The organism is Marinomonas maritima (genome assembly GCF_024435075.2).
Taxonomy (GTDB): Bacteria; Pseudomonadota; Gammaproteobacteria; order Pseudomonadales; family Marinomonadaceae; genus Marinomonas; species Marinomonas maritima.
In genome coordinates, this window is sequence record NZ_JAMZEG020000002.1 from 250,011 (window position 1) to 276,207 (window position 26,197).

The window sequence follows — 26,197 nt, forward strand, 5'->3', positions numbered from 1 at the left end:
CAACCACCGTAATCAAAATAAAAATAATTGGAGACCAGCATGATATTCGAAGGACAAGCAGTCAAGGTTGCAGTCGATGATGCAGGCGTGGCAACGGTCACTCTGGATTTGGTCGGTGAGTCGGTTAATAAGTTCAACAGTCTTACGTTGAGTGAGTTAACTAAAGTCGTCGATATACTCAAACATACTGACGATTTAAAAGGCGTTATTTTTGCGAGCGCGAAAGACGTATTTGTCGTCGGTGCAGATATCACAGAATTTACGTCATGGTTCAAACTAGATGACGAAGATTTAGCGGATAAGCTACAAAACGCTCACAATATTTTTAATGATATCTCTAACTTATCTTGTCCAACCGTGGCGGCGATTAATGGTATCGCGCTTGGCGGTGGTATGGAGCTGGTTTTATCGTGTGATTATCGTGTGATGGCCGACACGGCAAAAATAGGTTTGCCTGAAACCCAGTTGGGTATTTACCCAGGTTGGGGTGGCACAGTGCGCTTACCGCGCTTGATCGGTCCAGATAATGCTTGTGAATGGATTTGTGGTGGTGCTCAGAAGCGAAGTGCAGATGCGTTGAAAGACGGCGCAGTGGATGCCGTTGTCCCAGCCGCTAAAGTGAATGACTCTGCTCGTCACTTAATTCAACAGGTTCTTGACGGTAAACTTGACTACCATGCACGCCGCGATGAATTGCGTGCGCCAATGGTATTTTCTCCTATCGAAAAAATGATGATTTTCGAATCGGTTCGTGGTGTGGTTGGTGCAAAAGCAGGCAAACATTACCCTGCACCAATGGCGGCGATTAAGACGATAGAAAAAGGCATCAGTCAGGACATGGAAAAAGCCCTTGATACTGAAATCAAAGGTTTTATTAAACTGGCGAAAGGTCCTGTAGCAAAATCTTTGGTTAACCTGTTTTTAAGCGATCAACAGATTAAGAAAACGGCCAGTAAATACGCGAAAAATGCGACACCGGTGAAGCAAGCCGCTGTATTGGGTGCGGGTATCATGGGTGGCGGTGTTGCTTATCAATCGGCTTCTAAAGGCACGCCAATTATCATGAAAGACATTCGTACTGAAGCGCTAGAGCTTGGGTTGAATGAAGCGAATAAACTCTTTAATGGCCAAGTAGAGCGTGGACGTTTAACCACAGAGAAAGCCTTTAAAGCGATGAGCGGTATTGTTCCTGCATTGACTTATGGTGAATTTGAACATGTTGATTTAGTGGTCGAAGCCGTTGTTGAAAACGTGAAGATCAAGAAATCGGTTTTGGCTGAAGTCGAAACGAAGATTGCCGACGATGCGATTCTAACGTCTAACACATCGACGATTTCTATTACTGAATTAGCAAAAGATCTTAAGCGCCCAGAAAACTTCTGTGGCATGCATTTCTTCAACCCTGTGCATCGTATGCCGTTGGTCGAAGTCATTCGTGGCGAAAAAACCAGTGATGCTGCGATTGCTAAAACCGTAGCGTATGCTCAAGCGATGGGTAAAACCCCAGTGGTAGTGAATGATTGCCCAGGTTTCCTTGTGAACCGAGTGTTATTTCCTTACTTCGCTGGTTTTTCTTTGATGATACAAGAAGGTGCTGATTTCCAAGTGGTGGATAAAACCATGGAGAAATTTGGTTGGCCAATGGGCCCAGCTTACTTGTTGGACGTAGTGGGTGTCGATACGGCGTTTCATGCCGACCAGGTGATGGCGGAAGGCTTCCCAGATCGCATGAAGCATGAAGGCAAAAATGCGGTTGATCGTTTGTTCGAGCTTGAGCGTTTTGGTCAGAAAAATGGCAAAGGTTTTTATAGTTACGAACCTGATCGCCGAGGTAAGCCGAAAAAAGTGTTCAATGAAGAAATCAATGCTTTGTTGGCCCCTGTTGTTACTTCTCAGTCTGAACTGACCGAAGAAGATATTATTGCTCGTATGATGATTCCGCTTTGTGTCGAGACTGTTCGATGCGTAGAAGAAAACATTGTTGCGTCAGCAGCGGAAGCAGACATGGGATTGATCTACGGTATTGGTTTCCCTCCATACCTTGGCGGTGCGTTGCACTACCTAGACCAAATGGGACTGCAGGCATTTTGTGACCTTGCAGACAAATACAGCCACTTAGGTAAATTGTACGAGCCAACCGCGAAAATGCGTGAAATGGCGAAAAACAATGAAACCTATTACAGCGCATAATTTCCCAGAGGTTAGAGGAGAATTTCTATGAAACTGAATCCAAATGATGTCGTGATTATCGACGCAGTTCGCTCACCGATGGGTAAAACGAAAAACGGTGTCTTTCGCAATGTTCGAGCTGAAAATTTATCGGCAGGGCTAGTGAAGGCCTTGTTCAAGCGTAATCCAAATGTCGATCCAAAAGACGTAGAAGATTTGATCTGGGGTTGTGTTAACCAGACTCTAGAGCAAGGCTTTAACATGGCTCGTGCAGTGTCCCTGTTAGCCGGTTTGCCAATCACCACCGCAGCGCAAACAGTAAACCGTTTATGTGGTTCGTCTATGTCGGCGATTCACACAGCAGCGCAAGCGATTATGACCGGTCAAGGCGATGTATTTGTTGTCGGTGGTGTTGAGCACATGGGCCACGTAGGCATGATGCATGGTGTTGACGTAAACCCTGCGTTATCAAAGCACATGGCAAAAGCATCTATGATGATGGGTGTAACGGCGGAAATGTTAGGCAAAATGCACGGTGTGAGTCGTGAAGCGCAAGATGAATTTGCGGTGCGATCTCATCGTCTTGCTTATGAAGCCACCCTTCAAGGACGTTTCAATAACGAACTTGTTTCGATTGAAGGTCATGATGCGGAAGGCAATAAAATTCTAGTGGAAGTGGATGAAGTGATTCGTCCAGAAACAACGATGGAGTCACTTGCTGGTTTGAAACCTGTTTTCATGCCTAAAGTCGGTACAGTGACAGCAGGTACGTCTTCTGCCTTGTCTGACGGTGCGTCTGCGATGCTTATGATGTCTGCGAAGAAAGCGGAAGAACTGGGTCTCACGCCGATTGCCAAAGTACGCAGCATGGCTGTGGCTGGCTGTGATCCAGCGATCATGGGTTATGGTCCGGTTCCAGCGACGAAAAAAGCACTTAAACGTGCGGGTTTAACAATAGATGACATAGACATTGTCGAGTTAAACGAAGCCTTCGCTGCGCAATCTATTCCTGTGTTGAAAGACTTGAAATTGATTGATTTGGTTGATCAGAAAGTGAATTTGAACGGTGGCGCAATTGCCCTTGGACACCCATTAGGTTGTTCTGGTACGCGAATTTCCACGACCTTGCTTAACGTGATGCGTGAAAAAGACGCCACCATTGGTCTTGCTACCATGTGTATTGGTATGGGCCAAGGTATCGCAACCGTGTTTGAACGAGTGTAAAAAGGTTGAACTAAGCGCATGAAGTTATGTGCATCCTTGCTTTAGAACAGCAAATTAAAATCTCTGTCTTTGCCCCGCCTTGTGCGGGGCTTTTTTTGCACTGGTGTTTTTTATGATCTTGTCAGATGATTGGAGTCATTCTACAAGTGATAACAAGATTGGTTAAAGAGGGTTGTTTCGTGAAAATAGCGGTATTAGACGATTATCAAAACAGCGTAAAAGACCTTGAGTGTTTTTCCATTTTAGACGGTCATGAGGTACACATATTTAATGAAACCTTTGCGAATACTGGTGACTTAGTCGCGAATCTAAAGGGTTTTGATGCCCTTGTTTTGATCCGTGAGCGCACCATAATTACTGAGGAATTGCTTGCTAACTTGCCTAATTTAAAACTGATTAGCCAAACAGGTAAAGTCAGTAATCATATTGATGCCAAGCTTTGTCACCAATATGGTGTTGCCGTGTCGGAAGGTATTGGTTCTCCTGTTGCCCCTTCTGAATTGTGCTGGGGGCTGATCATGGCCGCGAGTCGCCATATTCCACAATATGTTTCCAATTTATCACAAGGTCAATGGCAGCAGTCGGGCGCTTTAGGTCTTGGGCGAGTACTGAATGGCGCGGTATTAGGCATTTGGGGATACGGTAAAATTGGTCAGCGTATTGCTCAGTATGCGAAAGTGTTTGGCATGAAAGTTCTTGTTTGGGGAAGTGAATCATCACGGGCACTTGCTCAAGAACACGGTTTTTCAGCGGCGCAATCGAAAGCAGAATTCTTTCAAACCGCCGATATTATTTCTTTGCATTTAAGGCTGCATGAAGCCACTACAGCGTGTGTAACGAAGGGCGATTTAGCACAAATGAAGTCTGATGCGCTGTTCGTGAATATCAGTCGTGCAGAATTGATAGAAAGTGGGGCTTTGTACCATGAAATGTTATCCAGTCCATCCAAACGTGCAGCGGTTGATGTATTTGAAACAGAGCCAGCTAACCTTGATAACGAGCCTTTGTTGTCACTGCCAAATGTGCTTTGTACACCGCATATTGGTTATGTGGAAAAATCCAGTTATGAACTTTATTTTAAGATCGCCTTTGAAAATATTGTCGCGTTTTCGAATGGAAAAGCAGAAAATTTAGTGATTAAGTTATAAAATCAGCATTGAGTTAACGTTATTATTAGAGCACGTTAATTCGTGCTCTTTTTAAGTAAAAGCCTTTTAACTAATCAGTGTGATGCTTAGTCATTACGCTAATGGATATATTTTTAATCACATAGGATGTTTATTATGAAAACTCTTTTATCTGTTCTGCTTTTTACTGTCCCCGTATTATCTTCAACTCAGTTAGTCGCGCAAGAAAGTACGGAAAAAGCGGTGTGTGAGCCCAAAGACATTACTTCTGTGTCCTACATGGAAAATCTACAACCGAATAGTGATGTAGAGGTAGGTGCCATTTATCAAGCCAAAACAGAGCAGTTAATTGCCTTCGCGAAAAAATATAATCTTGAAGACTTTCAAATTATTAATCAAGATGCGTCCGTGAGTGCTAACTGTTGTGGCAATTATGGATCACAAATAAGCATGAACTACACTGTGACGTATAAACCCAGTTACAGCGCGTTCACCGCATTTTATAAAGATGGCGGCACTGGAATGGTATCAACTTATCGTGTTGGCTTAGAAAATTGCCCAACAACGACTCATTAACTTTACATGTTTGCTACTGGAGGCGTCTTCTAAGACGCCTCTGTAATCCAAGGTTGAGTGATAACGTTGGATGGTTGTCGTTGCATGATGATTTCGCCATGACGCACGGATAGCAACACTTCGCCTTGGCGACGAATAACGCTGTAGTCGTCGTTCCCTTCTAGTAAAATGAAATTTGCAGGGTTGCCGATTTCTATACCATAGCCTTTTAGACACATTGTTTTAGCGCTGTTGTCTGTAATCATATCCAGTGCTTTTTCGTAGTCTTGATAGCCCATCATTTGGCAGATATGCAGGGCAAAATCTAGAGTGCGTAATAGTTTTCCATTACCCAACGAATACCAAGGATCAAAGATAGAATCTTGCCCTAAACAGACGTTGATGTTGGCTTCGCGTAATTCTTTGACGCGAGTAACGCCGCGGCGTTTTGGGTAAGTGTCAAATCGGCCTTGTAAGTGAATACTTTCGGTTGGACAGGAAATAAAGTTAATGCCTGAATTTTTTAATAAGCGGAACAGCTTCGAACAATAAGCGTTATCGTAAGAATGCATGGCGGTTGTGTGGCTTGCTGTGACGCGTGATCCCATATCGTGAAACAGCGCTCCACAGGCGAGAAACTCTAAAAACCGAGAATTCGGATCATCAATTTCGTCACAATGTACATCAACCAGTCGGTCATATTTTATCGCCAGCTCCAAGATCAGTTTGACGGACTTCTCACCCAATTCACGTGTGTATTCAAAGTGTGGAATACCACCTACGACATCGGCGCCTATCTTTAGGGCTTCTTCCATCAGTGCTAAACCATTGGGGTAAGACAGCATACCATCTTGTGGAAACGCGACGATTTGTATGTCTATTTTGTCTTTTAATTCGTCTCGTAATGCACATAAAGTACGAACCCCAATTAAGGTTGGATCCGTTGTATCGGCATGGGTTCGAATGGCTTGAACCCCGTTTTGTATCAATAGTTCTATGGTGGATAGGGCGCGCTTGCGAATGTCTGCTTCATTCAGCATCGATTTGCGTTGGCTCCAGCGTTCGATACCTTCGAATAAGGTGCCACTTTGATTCCACTCTGGCTCACCCGCCGTTAACGCAGCATCTAAGTGAATATGAGGCTCAACGAAGGGCGCGCAGACAAGGTTTCCTTCTGCATCAAATTCATCATTAGTGACGACTAACGTATTGTCTTGTTTTTCGATTTTAGTGAAATGGCCGTTTTCAATTTTTAAGGTGAATAACTCAGCTTGTTGACGTAAACGGGCGTTAATAATATGCATAAAAAAAACCTCAATCGTTGGGACTGACAAGTGTGTCGGCTTGTTCTTCAATATCGTGATGATGAAACAGTATTTGTTCAATCAGTAGGGCATTTTGTAAGTTGAGCCGTAAAAAAGAGTCTTGTAAAGAATAGCCTAGACGTTGTTCAATTCTGTTTAGGCGATAACTTAATGTGTTTCTGTGAACACCCATTGCATCTGCAGTTTGTTGTTGGTGTCCAAAATGGTTGAAATAATGGTTTAGAGTGGACTTCATTTCCAGTGTGGAGGCGTCGCGTGCAAAACACAATTCTCCTAAATGTTGTTTGCAAAAGTCCGATAATAAACCGCGATTTGGGATGGCTGCATACAAGCGGGCAATGCCTAACTGTTCATAGAAAAATATACGTTGATGCTGATGTTTGACTGCAAATTGCAATGCTTGACGAGCTTGCTCTGTTGCATCGGCTAGCTTGTCTAAACCTGTTTTTCTCTCGCTTACACCGATACATAACACCAGTAGTGGAAACTGTTTTTGCAGTAAGTTCAGTACTTGTTCTAATTCGTCATAGAGTTCTGTGGTGTCTTCAGTGACGGGCCATATCGCCAAAAGATCTTTTTCGTAAGTCAGAACCGGCCAGTCGATGTCTCTGCGTTTTAGTATGCTACCTAAATGCTGTTCCAGTTCATGGTGCAAGTGTAGCAACTGATGATTTGAGTCGTCTGTACTTTGATCAAGGTGACTGATTCTTACCGCGAAAGTGGCGAAAGGATTCGTATCGCTAATGCCCAGATCCCCAGCACGCAAATGAATCAACTCAGGTGCTTGATCAAAGCCATTAATGAGTTTTGTTAAAAATAGCTTAACCGATTTACCTAGTAAGTTATCTTGTACTATGGCGTTACTGATGACCTCGGTTACCAAGACCATTTTCAAGCTATAGGGCTGTTCTAATACAGGAAGTTGATGTTGATTGGCAAGTTCTAATACGCTGTTGGGAATGTACTGAATAAACTCTGGGCCAGTCAAAATGACCATCCCTGCGACGTTACTGTTTACCGCTTCTTGAACGAGTAGACAGAGGTTTTGTTCGGTACGACAATGATTTATTCCTGTAATAAAAACCAACTCGCCACCGCTGACCCAAGCTTGAATCGAGTCGTTCTCTGCGACATAAGGCCAACGCACTATGCGTTGGCCTCCGGTTAATCCTGCTCGAAAGGTAATGCTTTCTAGCCCTGGTAAGCGGGGGATATCTGCGCAACAAATACTCACTGAGCGTCTAGCGCTTTGGCTGTTTTGCGAAAAACCAGAAAAGATAAAATACCGTATGACACCATAGCCATCAGAACGCCAACGATAGGCGGCATGACGGGAGAAGCATATGCTGCAGCGGAAGCAATAGCGTAAGACCCCAGTCCAATCCAGTTAAAATCTGGTAACTGAGCGTTTTCCAGTAATGGGTATTGCCCTTTATGGCGCAGCCAGAAATCCGCCATGATCACGCCACCGATGGGTGGAATAAAGGTCCCCAGTAACATTAGAAAAGGAATTAAGAAGTTATACATTCCAAAGACAGCCATTATTGTCCCGATGGCGGCTCCAATGACGGTAATGGTTCGACGTTTGTCAGTACGAAGCAGGTTACAACCCGCAACGGCAAAGTTATAAATCGTATTGTCCTGCGTTGTCCAAATATTCAGAAACAACATAAGCACCGCTAACACGACAAAACCTTGCGCCAGCATGACATCAACAATGTCAGCTTGTTGATAGATTAATGTGCCAAGAGCGCCGGTTAATACCATTAATCCATTACCGATGAAGAACGCGGCCATGGTTGCCCATATTGCGATTTTGCCACTTTTAGCAAATCGGCTCCAGTTGGTTGCTTGAGTAGCGCCGCTAACAAACGTCCCAATAACAATGGTAATGGCGGCAGTGAAACTTAAACTTTGAGTCGGTTCAATACCGAATAAAACAGACACACCGCCTACATCGACTAACCCAGTGTAAAGACTGATCAAGATAAAAATAAGCATGGCGGGAACCGCTACCCGCGACAGTATGTCCATGCCGCGAAAGCCAATCATGGCGGTAATACAGAACGCCATGCCGAATAAAATCATTAAGGGCGTTTGCCAAGCGTCTGGAGTACCTGTGACCTTGACCAAAACAATGGCAAGTGTCGCCGTTCCCCACGCATACCAGCCAATTTGAGTGAAACCAAGAATAAAGTCTGACAGTTTGCTACCCACTTCACCGAAGCAAAAACGTCCCATGAGTACGCTGTTTAGACCACTTTTATAAGCGATAAAAGCCAAACAAGAAGCATAAGTGCCGAGTAGCAAGTTGCCAACCAAAATAACTAAGAGCAATTCAAAAAAAGAAAAAGCCGTGCCTAATGTTCCGCCAGCCCACATGGTAGCGGTAAAGAAGGTAAATCCAAGCAGAATAAACGCCATTGGTAATAAACCTCGGCGTTTACTTTTGGGTACTTCAATTAATGGATAATCTGATTGCGTCATAGTCGTCTCCCATGATGAATAAGCCAAAACAGCTTACTAGGTTTATAAGCAACTAATGAACCAATAGTTAGCCAAATATTTTTATCAAGGTTATTTGAGGCGATATGACGAATAATTTCAGTAAATGTTTATGCGCTTTACACAATACTTGACTGGGTTGGCGGAGCTGAATTTATAGGCGATGACGGTTTACTTCTGCCTTGAGTGCATCATTAAGAGGCATTAGAAGTGAATGATATGTTGCCTATGGTCCTCTTAGTTTTTATTTATTGGTTACTTGTTTTTTTTAAGTCTATAACTATAGTCACTCAAGAATAAAGTGTTCTAAGTCACAAGTAGGAGAGAAGATTATGTCGAATGAAGGTAAATGTCCTTTTAACCATGGCGCCGCTGATTCTAGTCAGTCTGCAGGACGTGGTAACACTAACAAAGACTGGTGGCCAAATCAGTTGAATGTAAACGTTCTTCATCAACATTCCGCTAAATCTAATCCAATGGGCGAGGATTTTGATTACGCCGAAGCGTTTAAACGTCTTGATTTAAACGCTATCCAGCAAGATCTTCATACGCTAATGACGGATTCACAAGATTGGTGGCCAGCAGATTATGGTCATTATGGACCGTTTTTTATTCGTATGGCTTGGCATAGCGCCGGTACTTATCGTACCGCCGATGGGCGTGGTGGAGCGACATCAGGAACACAACGTTTTGCACCACTAAATAGCTGGCCAGATAACGTCAATTTGGACAAAGCGCGTCGTCTGCTTTGGCCTATTAAGCAAAAATATGGCCGTAAAATATCTTGGGCCGATTTGATGATTCTTGCTGGTAATTGTGCTCTCGAATCGATGGGATTCAAAACCTTTGGTTTTGCTGGTGGTCGAGTTGATGTGTGGCAACCAGAAGAAGATATTTATTGGGGTACAGAAACGAAATGGTTAGAAGAGAGTGGCGGTAAGAATAGCCGTTACTCTGGGGAACGTGATCTAGAAAATCCACTTGCTGCCGTACAAATGGGCTTGATCTACGTTAACCCTGAAGGCCCAGATGGTAAGCCTGATCCACTCGCTTCCGCTCGTGATATTCGTGATACGTTCGGCAGAATGGCGATGAACGACGAAGAAACAGTTGCTTTGATTGCGGGTGGACACACATTCGGAAAGGCACACGGCGCAGGCGATGCCGGTCAAGTTGGCCATGATCCAGAAGCATCGGGCTTAGCTGAACAAGGTTTTGGTTGGAGTAATACGCAAGGCACGGGCAATGGCACTGATACTATTAGTAGTGGTCTTGAGGGCGCTTGGACGAAAGATCCTATCAAATGGGATAATGGCTTCTTCGAAAACCTATTTGATTATGAATGGGAGTTAGAAAAAAGTCCGGCTGGTGCTTGGCAATGGTCTCCCAAAGGAACCGCTGGGTCTAATAGCGTCCCAGATGCTCACGATGCAACGAAACGACATGCTCCCATGATGTTTACGTCCGATATTGCATTGCGTGAAGACCCTATTTATGCGCCGATATCACGACGTTTTTACGAAAATCCAGATCAGCTTGCTGATGCCTTTGCTCGTGCTTGGTACAAATTGACTCATCGTGACATGGGGCCGGTCTCTCGTTATCTAGGGCCTTTAGTTCCTCAAGAAGAACTTATTTGGCAAGATCCGATTCCCGCAATAACACATGAATTGGTGACGGAACAAGATATTGCGGCTCTTAAAGAGAAGCTTGCGAACTCTGGTTTGTCTGTCTCTCAGTTGGTATCGACGGCTTGGGCATCCGCTTCCACTTACCGTGGTTCAGATATGCGCGGTGGAGCAAATGGCGCACGTCTTCGTCTTGCGCCACAAAAAGATTGGGACGTGAATCAGCCAGAGCTACTAGCGAGTGTTTTGAGTTCACTTGACGCGATTAAGGTTGAGTTCAACCGTGGTTCTACAACGCAAGTGTCTCTTGCCGATTTGATCGTATTAGCAGGTTCTGTAGGTATTGAAAAAGCAGCGAAAGCGGCGGGTACCGTCATCACGGTTCCTTTCACGCCGGGCCGAACCGATGCGACTCAGGAACAAACAGACATAGAGTCGTTTGATGTGCTTGAGCCTATAGCGGATGGTTTCCGTAACTATCAAAAAGGTAAGTACACGATCAGCGCAGAAGAAATATTGTTGGATCGAGCGCAGCTACTTACGTTATCAGCGCCAGAGATGACGGTACTTGTTGGTGGTTTACGTGTATTAGGAGCTAATGTCGAACAGTCTCAAAAAGGTGTTTTGACGAATCAACCAGAAACATTATCGAATGATTTCTTTGTGAATTTGCTCGATATGGATACCAAGTGGAATTCTGTTTCAAGTGATGAAGACGAGTTTGAAGGCAGAGACCGGAGTACGGGAGCCATTAAATGGACAGGTACTCGCGTCGACTTGGTCTTTGGTTCGAATTCGCAGCTTCGTGCTATTGCTGAAGTGTACGCTTGTTCCGATTCAAAAGATCGCTTTGTGAAGGACTTCGTGCAAGCATGGACTAAAGTAATGGAGCTGGACCGCTTTGATCTAGTATAATATCCCAGTGTGACTAGCAGCCAAACCCGTAATTCCAAAGGATTGCGGGTTTTTTTATGTAAATAAGACGGCTACAAAAAACAACGTGTTAAAAGTAGCGCTTTGGTCTGTGGTGTTATAAATTTGCAGAAATTAGTTCAGTTAATATTTTTTAGTGGTAGTAATAAAAAATCAGACTAACATTAATGGATGAAGTTGAGTTTATAAAATTTTTAATAAGGTATTGGAATAATGAAGGTATCTCATAAAGTAGTGTTATGCGCTTCCGTGGTAGTTGCTTTAGCGTTTACTGCATACTCATGGCTGCAGTACAGCAACCTTAGAACAGCACTGTATGAAAAAACGGATATCAGTACACAAGAAACAAGTAAGGCATTGGCTTTACAAGTGGATCATTGGCTTAAAGGTAAAATGGATTTGATTGAGACCGTTTCTCAAACGGTCGATGCTGATTACAGTATGGAAACAATTCAAAAAGCATTTGATTTACCGCTTTATAAAAATGAGTTCTTGTTGCTTTTTGGTGGACTAGACACCAATGGGACTCGCATTACCAATGATCCTGATTGGAACCCAACTGGATGGGATGCTCGTAAGCGACCTTGGTATGCATTAGCTCAACAACATAAACAGACCGTATTAACGGACCCTTACCCTGATTCAACAACCGGAGAAATCCTTATTTCTGTGGTTGCTACCTTTAGAGATAAAGGCACGTTTAAAGGGGCATTTGGTGGTGATTTAAGCCTTCAAACGGTTTCTAACGCTGTTAACACTTTGAATTTTAATGACACTGGGTATGCGTTTTTATTAAATAAATCTGGCAAGATCATTAGCCACCCGAATGCAGATTTAAACGGAAAGTCTGTTTCGAACTTGCTACAAGGCAGCGTGTCTGCTTTGAACACGAATTTAGCCGAAAACCAACTTAAAGATGGCACGCCTGTATTTGTGTCTTTTAGTCCATTGCCAAATTTGTATGGTGCTGACTGGTATGTCGGTGTTGTATTGGACGAAGGGAAGTTGTTTGCAAGTGTTCGAGAATTCGGTTGGATTGCGTTTCTGGGAACATTAATTGCGACACTGTTGGTATCGGTTGTCTTGTATTTCATGGTGACTCGTTTGCTGCAACCACTGCGTGCATTGCATGAATCGTTACAAGAAATTAATGGCGGTGAAGGTGATTTAACAAAACGACTAGACATTACCAGTAACGATGAGTTTGGTGCTGTGTCTGGTGAGTTTAATCAGTTTGTTGGTTACCTACAGCATTTAATCAGCGAAGTGAAAGGGCGCTCATTGAGTGTTCGTGCTAATACAGACAAAACAGCGGCGTCTTCTGCCCGTTCTTCTGCGGAGTTATATACTCAATTGAATGAACTGGATCAATTAGCAACGGCGATGCATCAAATGTCTGCAACGGCTCATGATGTGGCAGACAATGCTCAAACTGCGGCGAGCCGTGCGAATCAGGCGGATACAGCAGCAAAAGAAGGCGAAGCGGTTGTAGAACGTACTACTGCGTCTATTGCTCAATTAACCGATCAAATGGGCAATGTTGTCACCACTATTAATGACTTAGTGGGTTACAGTGACAATATAGAATCAATTCTGACGGTTATTACGGCCATCGCGGATCAAACGAACTTGTTAGCATTGAACGCAGCCATTGAAGCGGCTCGTGCCGGTGAACAAGGTCGAGGCTTTGCGGTTGTTGCTGATGAAGTGAGAACACTTGCTTCGAAGACACAAGAGTCGACAGAGCAAATTAAAAAAATGATTCAGCAATTGCAAACGGGCGTGCGAGGTGCTGAAAAAGTTATCCTTGAAAGTCGGGAGAATGCGAATTCAACGCAGCTTATCGCCAACCAAGCGAAAGATTCATTACATGCTATTCGTGCAAGTATCAATGAAATTAATGATATGACGGTACAAATTGCTGCCGCCGCCGAAGAGCAAAGTGCGACATCTAATGAGATCAATCGTAATACCACGAACATACGTGATATAAGCCAGTCGGTTTCAGATGCTGCTACGGAGCAATCTGCATTGTGTGAAACCATGGTGGAAATCACCACTCAACAAGCGAAATCTTTGGATAAATTTAAGGTGTAGCCTTTGTTCTAGCGTTTAGAAGGCAAGTCAGGCGTTGGTGTCTGACTTGCCTTTTTTGTGCCTGCTTTTCCATATTTCATATCAAAATAAAACTGAACAATCACCTCTTTGTCATCTTGCTTGATTACTCTGGCTGTTTTAAACAGAAGCTAGCGTGTATGAAGTTTGAAGGTCTGAATGTCATCGCTTTATTAGAGGGGATTAAAGGTGTATTGGCGTTGCTGGTGGCCGTTGGCGTTAATGCATTAGCAGGACAAGATCTTTATAAATTAGCCGAACAGATGATACGGCAATGGTCACTTTCACCCAGTGACCATTATCTTGCTTTGTTTCTGAATCTGATTGAGAAATTGAACCATCAAAGTCTAACATGGGTGACCTTGCTCGCGTTTCTATACGCCAGCTTTCGCTTTGTTATGGCCTATGGCTTATGGAATAAATTACGCTGGACGGAATGGTTTGCCTTCATCAGCGGCTCGCTCTATATTCCCTTAGAACTTTACGCCATTTCTCAAACGCCTAATCTCGTCAATGTATCAATACTAGCTTTTAACCTCATGGTCGTTACTTATTTGTATTGGGTGCTCAAACGAGGTGCACGCTCTTAACGATTTAAAGCCTAATGTTTCCATTCTATTTTTTTTGTATCGCCCATTTTACCGTCACTGTTGAGTCTATATGCCAAGGCGACGAGTAAGGTTTGTGCTAATGTCATTGAAGAGGTGAGGGAGCGAAATCCCATGACTTCGGCTTCTTTTATATCAAAACATACATCAGAAAGTGCCGCTAATGGGCTTATTTTACTGTCGGTAATGGCAATGACTTTTGCACCCGCCTTGAATGCGTACTCGCTTACGTTAACCGTTTCTTTGGCGTAAGGGCTAAATGTTGTGGCAATAATGACATCGTTTTCACGTATGTTACTGGCTTGCTCTACCAGCATGCCACCACCACCATCGATGAGGTGAGTTGTTTTGTTTAAGTGTCTTAAACTGTAAGCGAAGTAGCTGGAAATAGGGTAGGCGCGACGCAGACCGATTAGGTAAATATTTTGAGCATTTTCGAGTAAATCTACGGCTTTAGAGAGCATTTCTTGAGAGAAATGGTGGTTCATGTGATTCATTGAAAACGCATTGCTGCTGCTGAATTCTTCTAAAATATGAGACGCATCTATTATCGTGCCAGCGGTACTTTTACTGAGCTTTACTCGTTCACTGTAGCTGGACGTTTGCTCTACAAGAGCTTGTCGGAAGAGATTCTGCATTTCGCTAAAACCGTTGTACTCAAAGGCGGCCGCAAAACGTACAAGTGTTGAAGGAGGTACATCGCACTGTTCGGCAAGACTGGCAACGGTTTCTAGGGCGACAGTATTCGGGTGTTCTAGCAAAAAGCGCGCGACTTGTTGAAGTCGTTTACTTAAGTCGTCGTAGTTCCGACTAATGGCTTGTTGTAGTAGTTCAAGTGACGTTGGTGCAGCCAAGAAAGTGACTCCTAAAGTAGTGACCTAATACCAATTTTAAACAAGCATTATAGCGATAATTGACCCTAAATACTTGCTGGTTTTTTATACGGTCAAGGCGGAAGGCTTAATTAAGCCTTCCGCTGACGTGATAGATCATAGACGAGGTTGTCCTTAACCTCTGTTCTTATTTTTCAAGTTGAATTAACGGAATTCCCCAGCGTACTTTTCAACCAATGCGATGTTGTCTTTGGTGATAAAACCAGGGCCAGAGTTAACATCATTACTCGGAATCAAACCGTAGCGAGAATAAAGTGTTAGGAAGCTGATAGGTAAGTAACCTTGTAGATACGGTTGTTGGTCTATTGCGAAGTCTATGTTGCCATCTTTAATGGCGGCAGAAATCTCACCACTCAAATCAAACGTACCGAAATAAATGTCCTTCAAATTTCGATTTTTAGACAAAGCTCGTAACGTTGGGTGCGCAGAAGTTGGCCCTAACGTTAGGATCGCCTGAGTATCTGGGTGCTTACGCAAGTAAGCCGATACTTTAGTCTCTACGTTGGTCGGATCTGATCCAGAATCGATCATTTGGCTACCAAGTTCTACGCCTAGACCTTTTGCAAAGCCCATGCAGCGCTCAACAGACGCTGGGTTGGTAATATAATGGTTAACACAAAGGAAAGACTTTACGCCTTGTTTCTTCGCACGTTCCCCCGCACCGAAGCCAGCGGCAAACTCAGGCTGGCCAACATGCAATAAAGCACCCAATGCTTTGGATTGTAGCTGAGTTCCAGAGTTCATCGTAATAAAAGGAATGCCTTTAAGAGTGGCCTTATTTAAAGGGCCTTCCAATGTATCGAAGTCGGCAATAGAAAGTACGATACCATCAGGATTCGTTGCGACAGCCTGTTCAACGATACGCGCCATATCGGCTAAATCGCCAGTTGGTGGATTGCGATATTCGACAGTGACATTCATATCTGAAGCGGCATGTTTAACCGCATTCTTAATGACGTTCCACCATGAATCAGAGTCTGGCGCGTGGGATATAAACACGTAGCGTTCGCCTTCGGCATGGACGGTTGATGACATAGACATTACGCCTAAAGTCGCCGCACCTGCTACCAGTATGGCTGTGCTTTTCTTAAGAAGGTTCTTCATTCCAACTATCTCCGTTTTGTTTAATTATTTTTGTTGTTACGTATTTTTGGATTTAGTAAACACCGCTGCTGATTCATTTTTGATCAGAGTCGAAATGATATTAGAATGAATGTTTCATAATTGCAATACTTTGGAATTTTTGGTTTTTATTGTTTTTGGTTTCTATATCTATTTGTTTTAAAACGATTTTATTTTATTTTAGTGTCTTTTTCAGGTTTTTTTTAAGCCTTTTTATGTAAATTTAATAAAAATATTTATTTTACCTATTGAAAAAAATGAAATAAATATTCTATTATGGTTTCATTGTTGAAACAAAAAGACATTAAGTTCTATCACGTTCTTAGGTGCACTACTTAAGTAGCCGATACGATTACCTTTGTTAGGTTTAAGTCGTAAATGGATAGAGCATGATTAGAAGCCACAAAAAATAAATATAAAAATAGGTGAAATGCTATGACTGATCAAACTCAACCTGTTGAGGTATCTAAAATAGAAGAAGATAAATTAACCGGTAGCAACGCAGCAGTAGACGAACGGGTTCGGAATGTTCCTGCTTGGAAGCGACTCTTGCATCGACCTGAATTTGGCGCCATTTCTGGTGCGGCTCTCGTATTTGTCTTTTTCTTCATTACCGCTGGCGATTCTGGCATGTTTGCCTCTGACGGCATCATGAATTGGGCAACCGTTTCGGCGCAACTAGGTTTGATCGCGATCAGTGCGTGTTTGTTGATGATCGCGGGTGAGTTCGATTTATCCATTGGTTCCATGATTGGTTTTGCAGGCATGATGATGACCATCCCAGCAGTGTATTGGGGGTGGCCAATTTGGGGAGCCATTCTTTTTGCTTTTGCTGGCGCCATGCTGATTGGCTTCTTGAATGGCTATATTGTGGTTAAAACGGGTCTGCCTTCTTTTATTGTTAGTCTGGCGTTTCTTTTTATTCTGCGCGGTTTGACTATTGCACTGTCTATTCTATTCACTAATCGCACCATCGTAGGTGGTATTGATAAATACGCCGAAGGAGATTGGCTGGCTGTTATTTTTGGGGGAAGAATAGGTCAAGGTATTTTTATTTGGTTGGCTGATATGGGAATTGGTAGTACCTATGACGATGGTTATCCAGTCGTTGACGGTATCCCTATGGTAATTATCTGGTGTTTAGGGTTGGCGATTATTGCGAGTTGGGTTCTGCTACGCACGCCGTTTGGTAACTGGATCTTTGCCACGGGTGGAGATAACAAAGCAGCCCGTAACGTGGGTGTTCCTGTCGATAAAGTAAAAATCTCTTTGTTCATGTTTACAGCTTTTACCGCCACAGTGTATGCCGCTTGTCAGGTATTTGAGTTTGGCTCTGCGTCGGCAGATCGAGGCGTATTAAAAGAGTTTGAAGCCATTATCGCGGTGGTGATCGGTGGTGCTCTGCTCACCGGTGGTTACGGTTCTGTTATCGGTGCTTGTTTTGGTGCATTGATCTTTGGTGTCGTCCAGATGGGTATTTTCTTCACTGGTATTGACTCAGATTGGTTCCGAGTTTTCTTAGGCGGCATGCTGTTAATCGCTGTTTTGTTCAACAACTATATCCGTAAAAAGGTGACAGAAGCCCGACATTAGATCGGTGTCCGTATTTGAGTTTACTTTTTGGATGAAGCATTTAGGAGAGCAAAAATGAGTGATTTTATAATTGAATTGAAGAATGTGAGCCGCTACTTCGGTTCTGTCATCGCCTTAAAAGACATTAATATGCAAGTGAGATTGGGTGAAGTTCACTGTCTATTAGGAGACAACGGCGCTGGTAAATCAACGCTTATCAAAACATTAGCAGGGGTGCATGCACCAAGCGAAGGTGAATACCATTTAGATGGAAAAGCGGTGGTGTTTAAGTCTCCAGTAGAGGCACTGGATGCGGGGATTGCAACGGTTTATCAAGATCTTGCGCTTGTGCCCTTGATGAGCGTGACGCGTAACTTTTTCATGGGCCGAGAGTTAACCACAGGGCGCGGTATATTTAAGCGCTTTGATATTGAGAAGGCCAATAAGATTGCACAATCTGGTATGGCAGAAATGGGTATCAATGTTCGTGATCCATCGCAAGCCATTGGCACCATGTCTGGTGGCGAAAAACAATGTTTGGCGATCGCTCGTGCCATTCATTTTGGGGCCAAGGTTCTTATATTAGATGAGCCAACAGCGGCACTGGGCGTGAAGCAGTCTGCGAATGTCTTAAAAGTCGTTGCCAAAGCCAAAGCCAGAGGGTTGGCGGTGATCTTGATTACCCACAATGTACATCATGCTTACCCCATTGCCGATCGTTTTACGCTACTAAACCGTGGTCAAAGCCTAGGTTCTTTCTTGAAGTCAGAAGTAAGTCGAGAAGATGTTTTAGAAATGATGGCGGGTGGTCAAGAGTTAGACGAATTGACCGCTGAATTAGAAGAATTCAGCCGATTAGATGCCACAGCCTAAAGGAAAGCCATTATGACAACGAATAAAATGCGTGTGGGTTTAGTGGGTTCAGGTTACATGGGAAAAGCGCATGCCATTGCTTATAGAAATGCAATAGCGGCCTTTGCTATTCCACAAGGGCAATTGCAGTGTGAAATGTTAGCCGATGCAACGCCAGAACTGGCTGAAATGAAAGCGAAAGAGCTGGGTTTTAACCGCTCAACAGGGGATTGGAAACGCTTAATTAATGATCCTGATATTGATGTAGTGGACATTTGTGCCCCCAATTTTTTACACAAAGAAATTGCGTTGGCCGCCATAGCGGCAGGAAAACATGTTTACAGTGAAAAGCCCTTGGCGCTGAACGCTGACGATGCCAAACAAATGACCGAAGCGGCTGAACTGGCTGGCGTGAAAACATTGGTTGGTTTCAATTATATAAAGAATCCTACGGTGCAATTTGCCAAGCAATTGATTGAACGTGGCGACATCGGCGACGTGGTGCATTTTCGTGGTGTGTTTAACGAAGATTATTTGGCCGATGCGAATTTGCCTTTTAGTTGGCGTTTGCAAAAACAGTTTGCTGGTACAGGGGCGTTAAACGATTTGGCCTCGCATCTTGTGCAATTGGCGATTCATTTGGTGGCATCGATTCAATCCTTGTGTGCGGATCTTAAGGTGGTTCATCAACAGCGTCCGTTAGCGCAAGGTGAACAGGGCGTTGGCCATGTTGAAAACGACGATCAAGCTCATATGATGGTGCGTTTTGCTAATGGTGCGCAAGGTACATTAGAAGCGTCACGTATTGCTTGGGGGCGCAAAAATGGTCTGTCGTTTGAAATTACAGGCACTAAAGGAACCTTGATTTTTGACCAAGAAACCTTGTCGGAGTTGTCTTTGTACATCAATGAAGGTAACCCGCAAACGCAAGGTTTTAAACGTATTTTGGTTGGCCCTGAGCACCCCGATTATCAAGCTTTTTGTGTTTCAGCGGGTCACGGTCTGGGTTTCAATGACATGAAAGCGGTTGAAATCCGAGATTTATACCAAGGCATAGTACATAACGCGCCATTGTGGCCTGATTTTCGAGCGGCGACACAGGTAAATATCATTCTCGATAGCGTGGTTGAATCCGTTGATAAAAGAGCGTGGGTCGAGGTTGAGCAGTACGATGGGGAAGAAAAATGAATAATAAAAAATTGGATGTTATTTGCTTAGGGCGTGCCGCTGTTGACCTGTATTCGGAACAAATTGGCGCGCCATTAGAAGACGTTAGCAGCTTTAAGAAATACCTTGGCGGCTCGTCTTGTAATATTGCGTTTGGGACGTCTCGCATGGGATTAAAGTCGGCCATGTTAACGCGGGTCGGTGATGAACACATGGGACGATTTGTTCGTAAGGAATTGGCACGAGCCGGTGTGGATGTTTCCCATGTTGTCACCGATGAAGCGCGTTTAACCGGTTTGGTGTTATTGGGTATCAAGGACAAAGATACCTTTCCATTAATCTTTTACCGTGAAAACTGCGCTGACATGGCGATCAGTGAAGACGATTTTGACGAAGCTTACATCGCTTCAGCGAAAGCTTTATTAATCACCGGAACGCATTTCTCTACTAAAGGTACAGATCAAGCGGCTAGAACGGCGATTCAATACGCGAAAGCCAATAATACTAAAGTCGTGGTCGACATCGATTATCGTCCCGTATTGTGGGGGTTAACTGGTCGTGGTGAAGGTGAAAATCGTTTTGTGTCGAACGACTCTGTGACTCAACATCTTTTATCCATCATGCCATTGTGTGATTTGGTGGTCGGTACAGAAGAAGAGTTTCATATCGCGGGTGGCAGCGAAGACACCATTGAATGTTTAAAACGCATCCGCCATATCTCGTCTGCTGAGCTGGTGGTAAAACGCGGTGCTTTGGGTTGTTCTGTTTTTAAAGGCGCAATACCAGTGACGCTAGACGAAGGCATTACGCGTTATGGTGTAACGGTCGATGTGTTAAATGTGTTGGGTGCAGGTGACGCTTTTTTGAGTGGTTATTTACGCGGCTGGATTCAGGGGGAAAGCACTGAAAATGCGTGTGATTATGCCAATTCTTGCGGTGCCATTGTGGTGTCTCGACATGGCTGTTCGCCTGCCATGCCGAGTCGTGAAGAGCTGGATTATTATTTGATTCATCGAGATGACATTCCACGCCCTGATCTTGATCCAGTACTTAACTATTTACATCGTGTGACAACGCAACGCACTGTGCGTCATGAGCAGGGTAAAGAATGGCAAGACATGTGTATTTTGGCGTTTGATCATCGACGTCAATTCGTGGATATGTGTCGTGAAGCAGGCGTGTCATTGTCGCAAATCCCAAAAGCTAAAAAATTGATACTAGAAGCCGCTTATCAAGGCGCTTCTAGTCTAGAAGGTAAAGTTGGCGGTACGGGTATTTTAGCCGACGGTACCTTTGCGCAAGATGTATTGAATGATATTACGGGCAAAGACCATTGGATTGCTCGTCCAGTAGAGCTGCCAAGCAGTCGTCCACTTCGATTCGAATTAGGCAACAACGTTGGGCAAACTATTGCGACTTGGCCTGTGAATCACATTGTGAAATGTTTGGTTTTTTATCATCCCGATGACGCCATTGCATTGCGTAATGAGCAAGAGCAGAAAGTCATGGACCTTTACCGCGCTTGCTGCACAACGGGTCATGAGTTGCTTGTTGAAATTATTCCACCAGCCGATTCAGATGTACAAGACGATACCTTGTCTCGCTCAATTGAACGTTTTTATAATTTGGGCGTGTTTCCGGATTGGTGGAAACTGCCTTCCCCTAGTAAAGCCGCTTGGAAAAATATTAGTGACCTTATTAAAGCGCGAGCACCTTATTGCCGAGGCGTCGTATTGCTGGGTTTGGACGCGCCTGTTGAAGAATTAAAAGCTGGCTTTAATGCTGCGGCAGGGCAAGACATTTGCAAAGGCTTTGCCATCGGACGCACTATTTTCTCCGAACCAACTAAGGCTTGGCTAAGAAAAGAAATCGATGATAAGGAATTCACCTCAAGGGTTAAAAAGAACTATTTGGAAATGAGTGAGTTATGGCAGCAGCGTAATGGTAAAAACCTTGGCGAACAATCTGCTAAGCGGATGGAGGCATAAAAAATGGAAACATTACGTTTAACCATGGCACAAGCTCTGGTCAAGCATCTACAAGTTCAGTTCACCGTGATTGATGGTGTAGAGGTGCCGCTGTTCGGCGGCGCTTGGGCGATTTTCGGACACGGTAACGTGGCTGGAATAGGCGAGGCATTGGCACAGGTTAAAAATGAGTTCACCACGTTTCGAGCGCATAACGAACAGGGTATGGCATTGGCTGCTTGCGCTTACGCGAAACAGCACCGCCGTCAACGTATTATGGCCTGTACATCGTCCATTGGTCCTGGTGCAACCAACATGATTACGGCAGCGGGTTTGGCCATGGCCAATCGCTTGCCTGTGTTGTTTTTACCAGGTGATGTATTTGCGACTCGAACCCCAGATCCTGTGTTACAGCAAGTTGAGCATTTTAACGATCCGACTATGTCGGTGAATGATTGTTTTCGTCCAGTATCGCGCTATTTTGATCGTATTAATCGCCCAGAGCAGCTGATCACCAGTTTGCCAGCGGCCATTAATACCATGTTGGACCCGATTACTTGTGGCCCTGCGACCTTAGCGTTACCACAAGATGTGCAAACCATGGCGTTTGATTTTCCAACAAATTTCTTTGCCAAGAAAGTTCATAAACTGCGTCGTAATCGAACCGATGTGGATCAACTAGCATCGGCTGTTGAGGCGATAAAAAAAGCGAAAAAGCCATTGATTTTGCTTGGCGGAGGCGTGCATTACAGCTTGGCGGTAGAGGAAGCGAAAGCCTTTATTGAGCACTATCAGATTCCCGCGTGTGAAACACAAGCCGGCAAGGGCGCGTTGGCTTGGGATCATAAGTTCAACCTTGGCTCAGTCGGTGTAACCGGATCGAGTGCGGCCAATGCGGCGGCACAAGAAGCGGATTTGATTATTGCCATTGGCACACGTTTGCAAGATTTCACCTCGGCCTCTCGTACATTATTTGCGAACCCTGATCACACTTTGCTGAGTCTAAACGTGACGCCGTTCGATGCAGAAAAACATCGTTCTTTACCATTGGTCGGTGATGTAAAAGTGACACTGCAAGAGTTAATGGCAGAGCTAGGAGATCAACAAGCGCCGTTGTCCTGGGTGGATCATGTTCACGAGTTGAATCAAACATGGCTGTCGGCAGTGGATCAAGCGACGGCCTTGCCTACGCAAGCGAGCGACAAACACTATTTGCCGACGGATGCGAATGTCATTGGCGTAATCAATCGTTTTTTCTCGGTTGATAGCACGATAGTTCAAGCCGCCGGTGGTTTGCCGGGTGAATTACATAAGCTTTGGCGCACGTCTTCTGATCTTGGCTATCACGTGGAATACGGTTTTTCTTGTATGGGTTACGAACTAGCGGGCGGCCTAGGCGTGAAAATGGCAACGCCAGAACGAGAAGTGATCGTGATGGTGGGAGACGGCAGTTATTTAATGCTGAATTCGGAAATCGCCACGTCTGTCATGTTGGGTTTAAAACTCACTATTGTCGTTTTGGATAACCGAGGTTACGCCTGTATCAATCGATTACAGCAAGCGTGCGGCGGCGAACCGTTCAATAATTTATTGCAAAACTGTCACATGGTTGACGCGGGCGCTCCAAAAACAGACTTTGCTGCACACGCTAGCGCCTTGGGTGCGGCGTCTGAAAAAGTGGCTTGTCTGGCGGAACTAGAAGCCGCATTAGTGCGAGCAAGAGCCAGTGATAAAACCTATGTGATTGCGATAGACACCGACCCAATGCCGAGCACGCAAGCAGGTGGAGCGTGGTGGGATGTGGCCGTACCAGAAGTGTCGACTCGTGACGCCGTGGTGAGCGCCGAACACCAGTACAAAATAGCCAAACAGCAACAGCCTTATTAACTTTTAGATCAGAGCTTGGAGCAATCCTATGAACAGCAACAATAAAAATAACAACGCGAAAACGGAATCCAACATCCGAATCGGCATAAATCCTCTGACTTGGACTAACGACGATTTACCCTCGTTGGGCGCAGATACGCCGCTCGAAGTGTGTTTGAGTGAAGCCAGTCAGGCTGGTTACAGCGGTATAGAATTAGGTAATAAATTTCCTCGTGATGCGTCTATCTTGGGGCCAATATTAAAGCAACATAATTTGTCTCTTGTATCAGGCTGGTACAGCGCACGTTTGCTAGAGCGAAGTGTGGAAGACGAAATTGCAGCGATGCAAGATCACCTCAATTTACTGAAAGCGTTAGGGTCGACTGCCATGGTGTTTGCCGAGGTCAGTGGCTGTATTCATGGTGATCAATCTGTTCCTTTGTCTCATCGCCCCCGTATGACGGCGAACCAATGGGACGAATACGCCAAACGTATGACCGCGGTAGCGGATTATATGGCCGCCGAAGGCGTAAAAATGGCGTATCACCATCATATGGGCACGGTGATCGAAACCGCGGAAGAAGTCGATAAGCTAATGCAAATGACGGGAGATAACGTCGGTTTGTTGCTGGACACCGGTCATATTACGTTTGCGGGTGGTGATGCATTAGCGATGGTCAAAAAGCACGCTAAACGTATCACTCATGTTCATTGTAAAGACATTCGTCCAAGTGTGTTGAAAGATAACCTTAACCGTGACAGTGCGTTTTTAAATGCCGTTCTAGAAGGTGTTTATACGGTACCCGGCGATGGCAGTATTGATTATTTCCCTATTTTTGAAGTGTTGAAATCTGTGGACTATTCCGGTTGGATTGTGGTGGAAGCGGAGCAGGATCCGGCTATTGCGCACCCATTAACGTATGCAACAAAAGGCTACGAGTATTTGTCAGCGAATTTGAAAAAAGCTGGTTTTACTTTTTAATCTCACGCTAGAAATAGCCGAATTCATGTATTTAAAGAGAGAAAAAAATGTCTAATTTGAATAACGTTATGGGTAACTTCATCGACAATGAATGCGTTGAAAGTACCTCGTCTCGTAAAGCAAACGTCTTTAACCCTGCGACAGGGGAGGTGTCTCTATCTGTATCGCTGAGCACGGTCGAGGAAACACAATCCGCCATTACGTCGGCACAAACGGCGTTTGAAACTTGGTCTAATGTCACCCCTTTAAATCGTGCCCGCGTGATGTTTAAGTTTAAAGCTTTAGTGGAAACACACAGCCATGAGTTGGCTGAGTTGATTGCCAGCGAACACGGAAAAGTCTATTCCGATGCCATGGGCGAACTGACGCGCGGCTTGGAAGTTGTGGAGTTTGCTTGTGGTATTCCGCATCTTCAAAAAGGCGAGCACAGCTTAAATGTAGGTCGTGGTGTTGACAGTTACAGCTTGATGCAACCGCTTGGTGTTTGCGCGGGTATCAGCCCGTTTAACTTCCCTGCCATGGTGCCAATGTGGATGTTTCCTGTGTCCATTGCTTGTGGTAATACATTTGTAATGAAACCGTCTGAAAAAGACCCAAGCACCATCATGCGTCTTGCAGAATTACTCAAAGAAGCAGGTTTACCAGATGGTGTCTTTAACGTAGTAAACGGGGATAAAGAGTCGGTTGATGTATTGCTAACTGACGAGCGAGTGCAAGCGGTGAGCTTTGTTGGTTCTACGCCTATTGCGGAATACATTTATGCAACAGCCAGTGCACACGGCAAGCGAGTGCAAGCCCTAGGCGGTGCGAAAAATCACATGTTAGTGATGCCAGATGCTGATCCAAATCAAGTAGTGAACTCATTAATGGGTGCGGCTTACGGGTCGGCGGGTGAGCGTTGCATGGCGATTTCGGTTGCGGTTTGTGTCGGCGACGAAGTGGCTGATAACCTGATTGCTAAACTGCAAAAAGAAATTACAACGATGACCATAGGACCCGGTTTGTACAAACAATATGGCATCGAAAACGAGCCCCACATGGGACCTTTGGTCAGCCAAGAGCACGCACAAAAAGTACGTGACTATATTACGTCTGGTGTGGAACAAGGTGCGACCTTGGTGGTTGATGGTCGTGATTTCGTCTGCAAAAACCACGAGCAAGGCTACTTTGTTGGACCCACGCTTTTTGACCAAGTGAAAGCGGGCATGCGTATTTATGATGAAGAAATTTTCGGTCCAGTGTTGTGTGTGGTGCGAGTGGATTCTTATGAAGAAGGTTTGGCGTTAATTAACCGTCACGAATATGGTAACGGCACCGCGATTTTCACGAGAGATGGTGATACCGCGCGTCAGTTTACCGAAAAAGTTCAAGTGGGCATGGTGGGTGTAAATGTGCCTATTCCAGTACCTATGGCATTCCATAGTTTTGGTGGTTGGAAACGATCTTTGTTTGGCCCTTTACACATGCATGGGCCTGATGGCGTGCGCTTCTATACTCGCATGAAAACCATTACGGCTCGCTGGCCGACAGGTTTGCGGGCGGGTCCAGAGTTCTCTATGCCAACCATGAAGTAATTTGTTTCGAGGT

Annotated in this window: 19 protein-coding genes; 14 read left to right on the plus strand and 5 right to left on the minus strand. The window is 44.6% G+C overall.

What is annotated here, in order from left to right; genetic code table 11:
• The first annotated feature begins 39 nt into the window (after positions 1 to 39).
• The 4 genes from fadB to M3I01_RS07315 all read left to right on the plus strand — a co-directional run bounded on the left by fadB (position 40) and on the right by M3I01_RS07315 (position 5,096).
• Positions 40 to 2,190, plus strand: coding sequence for a fatty acid oxidation complex subunit alpha FadB (gene fadB / locus M3I01_RS07300; protein WP_255895142.1), 2,151 nt, complete (start codon positions 40 to 42; stop codon positions 2,188 to 2,190).
• Positions 2,191 to 2,217: 27 nt separating this feature from the next.
• Positions 2,218 to 3,393 (plus strand): acetyl-CoA C-acyltransferase FadA, encoded by a 1,176-nt coding sequence (fadA, locus tag M3I01_RS07305; protein WP_275564995.1) that lies wholly within the window; start codon positions 2,218 to 2,220, stop codon positions 3,391 to 3,393.
• Between the two features lie 179 nt (positions 3,394 to 3,572).
• On the plus strand, positions 3,573 to 4,541 hold the full coding sequence (locus M3I01_RS07310) for a D-2-hydroxyacid dehydrogenase family protein (protein WP_255895144.1): 969 nt from the start codon (positions 3,573 to 3,575) through the stop codon (positions 4,539 to 4,541).
• 135 nt (positions 4,542 to 4,676) lie between these two features.
• Positions 4,677 to 5,096: a hypothetical protein gene (locus tag M3I01_RS07315; protein ID WP_255895145.1), complete on the plus strand. Its 420-nt coding sequence runs from the start codon at positions 4,677 to 4,679 to the stop codon at positions 5,094 to 5,096.
• Between the two features lie 29 nt (positions 5,097 to 5,125).
• Here M3I01_RS07315 and codA read toward each other — a convergent pair whose 3' ends face one another.
• Genes codA through codB form a run of 3 tightly spaced genes read right to left on the minus strand, consistent with a single transcriptional unit; the run spans position 5,126 to position 8,887 of the window.
• Positions 5,126 to 6,379: a cytosine deaminase gene (gene codA, locus M3I01_RS07320; RefSeq protein ID WP_255895146.1), complete on the minus strand. Its 1,254-nt coding sequence runs from the start codon at positions 6,377 to 6,379 to the stop codon at positions 5,126 to 5,128.
• Between the two features lie 10 nt (positions 6,380 to 6,389).
• Positions 6,390 to 7,634, minus strand: a complete 1,245-nt coding sequence (locus M3I01_RS07325) for a PucR family transcriptional regulator (RefSeq protein ID WP_255895147.1) — start codon at positions 7,632 to 7,634, stop codon at positions 6,390 to 6,392.
• Positions 7,631 to 8,887, minus strand: a complete 1,257-nt coding sequence (gene codB, locus M3I01_RS07330) for a cytosine permease (RefSeq protein WP_255895148.1) — start codon at positions 8,885 to 8,887, stop codon at positions 7,631 to 7,633. Before codB ends, M3I01_RS07325 begins: the two co-directional genes overlap by 4 nt.
• Positions 8,888 to 9,237: 350 nt before the next feature.
• Between codB and katG the strand changes: the two genes are divergently transcribed.
• The 3 genes from katG to M3I01_RS07345 all read left to right on the plus strand — a co-directional run bounded on the left by katG (position 9,238) and on the right by M3I01_RS07345 (position 14,171).
• Positions 9,238 to 11,448 carry a catalase/peroxidase HPI gene (gene katG, locus M3I01_RS07335; RefSeq protein WP_275564996.1) on the plus strand — a complete coding sequence of 737 codons (2,211 nt, stop codon included), beginning with the start codon at positions 9,238 to 9,240 and terminating at the stop codon, positions 11,446 to 11,448.
• Positions 11,449 to 11,679: 231 nt separating this feature from the next.
• Positions 11,680 to 13,563: a methyl-accepting chemotaxis protein gene (locus tag M3I01_RS07340; RefSeq protein ID WP_255895149.1), complete on the plus strand. Its 1,884-nt coding sequence runs from the start codon at positions 11,680 to 11,682 to the stop codon at positions 13,561 to 13,563.
• Between the two features lie 158 nt (positions 13,564 to 13,721).
• Positions 13,722 to 14,171, plus strand: a complete 450-nt coding sequence (locus M3I01_RS07345) for a DUF2127 domain-containing protein (RefSeq protein ID WP_255895150.1) — start codon at positions 13,722 to 13,724, stop codon at positions 14,169 to 14,171.
• A gap of 11 nt (positions 14,172 to 14,182) precedes the next feature.
• Here M3I01_RS07345 and M3I01_RS07350 read toward each other — a convergent pair whose 3' ends face one another.
• Entirely contained in the window at positions 14,183 to 15,043 is an 861-nt protein-coding gene (locus tag M3I01_RS07350) for a MurR/RpiR family transcriptional regulator (RefSeq protein ID WP_112137842.1), read from the minus strand.
• Between the two features lie 183 nt (positions 15,044 to 15,226).
• On the minus strand, positions 15,227 to 16,186 hold the full coding sequence (locus tag M3I01_RS07355) for a sugar ABC transporter substrate-binding protein (RefSeq protein WP_255895154.1): 960 nt from the start codon (positions 16,184 to 16,186) through the stop codon (positions 15,227 to 15,229).
• 453 nt (positions 16,187 to 16,639) lie between these two features.
• On the opposite strand from M3I01_RS07355, the gene M3I01_RS07360 reads away from it, so the two are divergent.
• From M3I01_RS07360 to M3I01_RS07390, 7 genes are read left to right on the plus strand one after another with little or no spacing between them, the layout of a single operon-like run.
• Positions 16,640 to 17,797 (plus strand): ABC transporter permease, encoded by a 1,158-nt coding sequence (locus M3I01_RS07360; RefSeq protein WP_255895156.1) that lies wholly within the window; start codon positions 16,640 to 16,642, stop codon positions 17,795 to 17,797.
• A 54-nt stretch (positions 17,798 to 17,851) separates the two neighbouring features.
• The gene (locus M3I01_RS07365; protein ID WP_255895161.1) at positions 17,852 to 18,649 is read left to right on the plus strand and encodes an ATP-binding cassette domain-containing protein; all 798 of its coding nucleotides are present in this window, start codon (positions 17,852 to 17,854) and stop codon (positions 18,647 to 18,649) included.
• A 12-nt stretch (positions 18,650 to 18,661) separates the two neighbouring features.
• Positions 18,662 to 19,816: a Gfo/Idh/MocA family protein gene (locus M3I01_RS07370; RefSeq protein WP_255895162.1), complete on the plus strand. Its 1,155-nt coding sequence runs from the start codon at positions 18,662 to 18,664 to the stop codon at positions 19,814 to 19,816.
• Entirely contained in the window at positions 19,813 to 21,783 is a 1,971-nt protein-coding gene (locus M3I01_RS07375; RefSeq protein WP_275564997.1) for a bifunctional 5-dehydro-2-deoxygluconokinase/5-dehydro-2-deoxyphosphogluconate aldolase, read from the plus strand. The genes M3I01_RS07370 and M3I01_RS07375 overlap by 4 nt, the downstream gene beginning before the upstream one ends.
• 3 nt (positions 21,784 to 21,786) lie before the next feature.
• Positions 21,787 to 23,649, plus strand: a complete 1,863-nt coding sequence (iolD, locus tag M3I01_RS07380; RefSeq protein ID WP_275564998.1) for a 3D-(3,5/4)-trihydroxycyclohexane-1,2-dione acylhydrolase (decyclizing) — start codon at positions 21,787 to 21,789, stop codon at positions 23,647 to 23,649.
• Between the two features lie 28 nt (positions 23,650 to 23,677).
• A complete protein-coding gene (gene iolE / locus M3I01_RS07385; protein WP_275564999.1) occupies positions 23,678 to 24,610 on the plus strand; it encodes a myo-inosose-2 dehydratase in 933 nt (310 codons plus the stop codon).
• Positions 24,611 to 24,657: 47 nt separating this feature from the next.
• On the plus strand, positions 24,658 to 26,184 hold the full coding sequence (locus M3I01_RS07390; protein ID WP_275565000.1) for a CoA-acylating methylmalonate-semialdehyde dehydrogenase: 1,527 nt from the start codon (positions 24,658 to 24,660) through the stop codon (positions 26,182 to 26,184).
• Positions 26,185 to 26,197: the final 13 nt, after the last annotated feature.

Coding starts and splice junctions, on each gene's coding strand:
- codA (WP_255895146.1), bottom strand. CDS start 6,379: ATGCATATTATTAACGCCCGTTTACGTCAACAAGCTGAGTTATTCACC.
- M3I01_RS07370 (WP_255895162.1), top strand. CDS start 18,662: ATGACAACGAATAAAATGCGTGTGGGTTTAGTGGGTTCAGGTTACATG.
- M3I01_RS07355 (WP_255895154.1), bottom strand. CDS start 16,186: ATGAAGAACCTTCTTAAGAAAAGCACAGCCATACTGGTAGCAGGTGCG.
- fadB (WP_255895142.1), top strand. CDS start 40: ATGATATTCGAAGGACAAGCAGTCAAGGTTGCAGTCGATGATGCAGGC.
- katG (WP_275564996.1), top strand. CDS start 9,238: ATGTCGAATGAAGGTAAATGTCCTTTTAACCATGGCGCCGCTGATTCT.
- fadA (WP_275564995.1), top strand. CDS start 2,218: ATGAAACTGAATCCAAATGATGTCGTGATTATCGACGCAGTTCGCTCA.
- codB (WP_255895148.1), bottom strand. CDS start 8,887: ATGACGCAATCAGATTATCCATTAATTGAAGTACCCAAAAGTAAACGC.
- iolE (WP_275564999.1), top strand. CDS start 23,678: ATGAACAGCAACAATAAAAATAACAACGCGAAAACGGAATCCAACATC.
- M3I01_RS07315 (WP_255895145.1), top strand. CDS start 4,677: ATGAAAACTCTTTTATCTGTTCTGCTTTTTACTGTCCCCGTATTATCT.
- M3I01_RS07360 (WP_255895156.1), top strand. CDS start 16,640: ATGACTGATCAAACTCAACCTGTTGAGGTATCTAAAATAGAAGAAGAT.
- M3I01_RS07345 (WP_255895150.1), top strand. CDS start 13,722: ATGAAGTTTGAAGGTCTGAATGTCATCGCTTTATTAGAGGGGATTAAA.
- M3I01_RS07365 (WP_255895161.1), top strand. CDS start 17,852: ATGAGTGATTTTATAATTGAATTGAAGAATGTGAGCCGCTACTTCGGT.
- M3I01_RS07375 (WP_275564997.1), top strand. CDS start 19,813: ATGAATAATAAAAAATTGGATGTTATTTGCTTAGGGCGTGCCGCTGTT.
- iolD (WP_275564998.1), top strand. CDS start 21,787: ATGGAAACATTACGTTTAACCATGGCACAAGCTCTGGTCAAGCATCTA.
- M3I01_RS07340 (WP_255895149.1), top strand. CDS start 11,680: ATGAAGGTATCTCATAAAGTAGTGTTATGCGCTTCCGTGGTAGTTGCT.
- M3I01_RS07390 (WP_275565000.1), top strand. CDS start 24,658: ATGTCTAATTTGAATAACGTTATGGGTAACTTCATCGACAATGAATGC.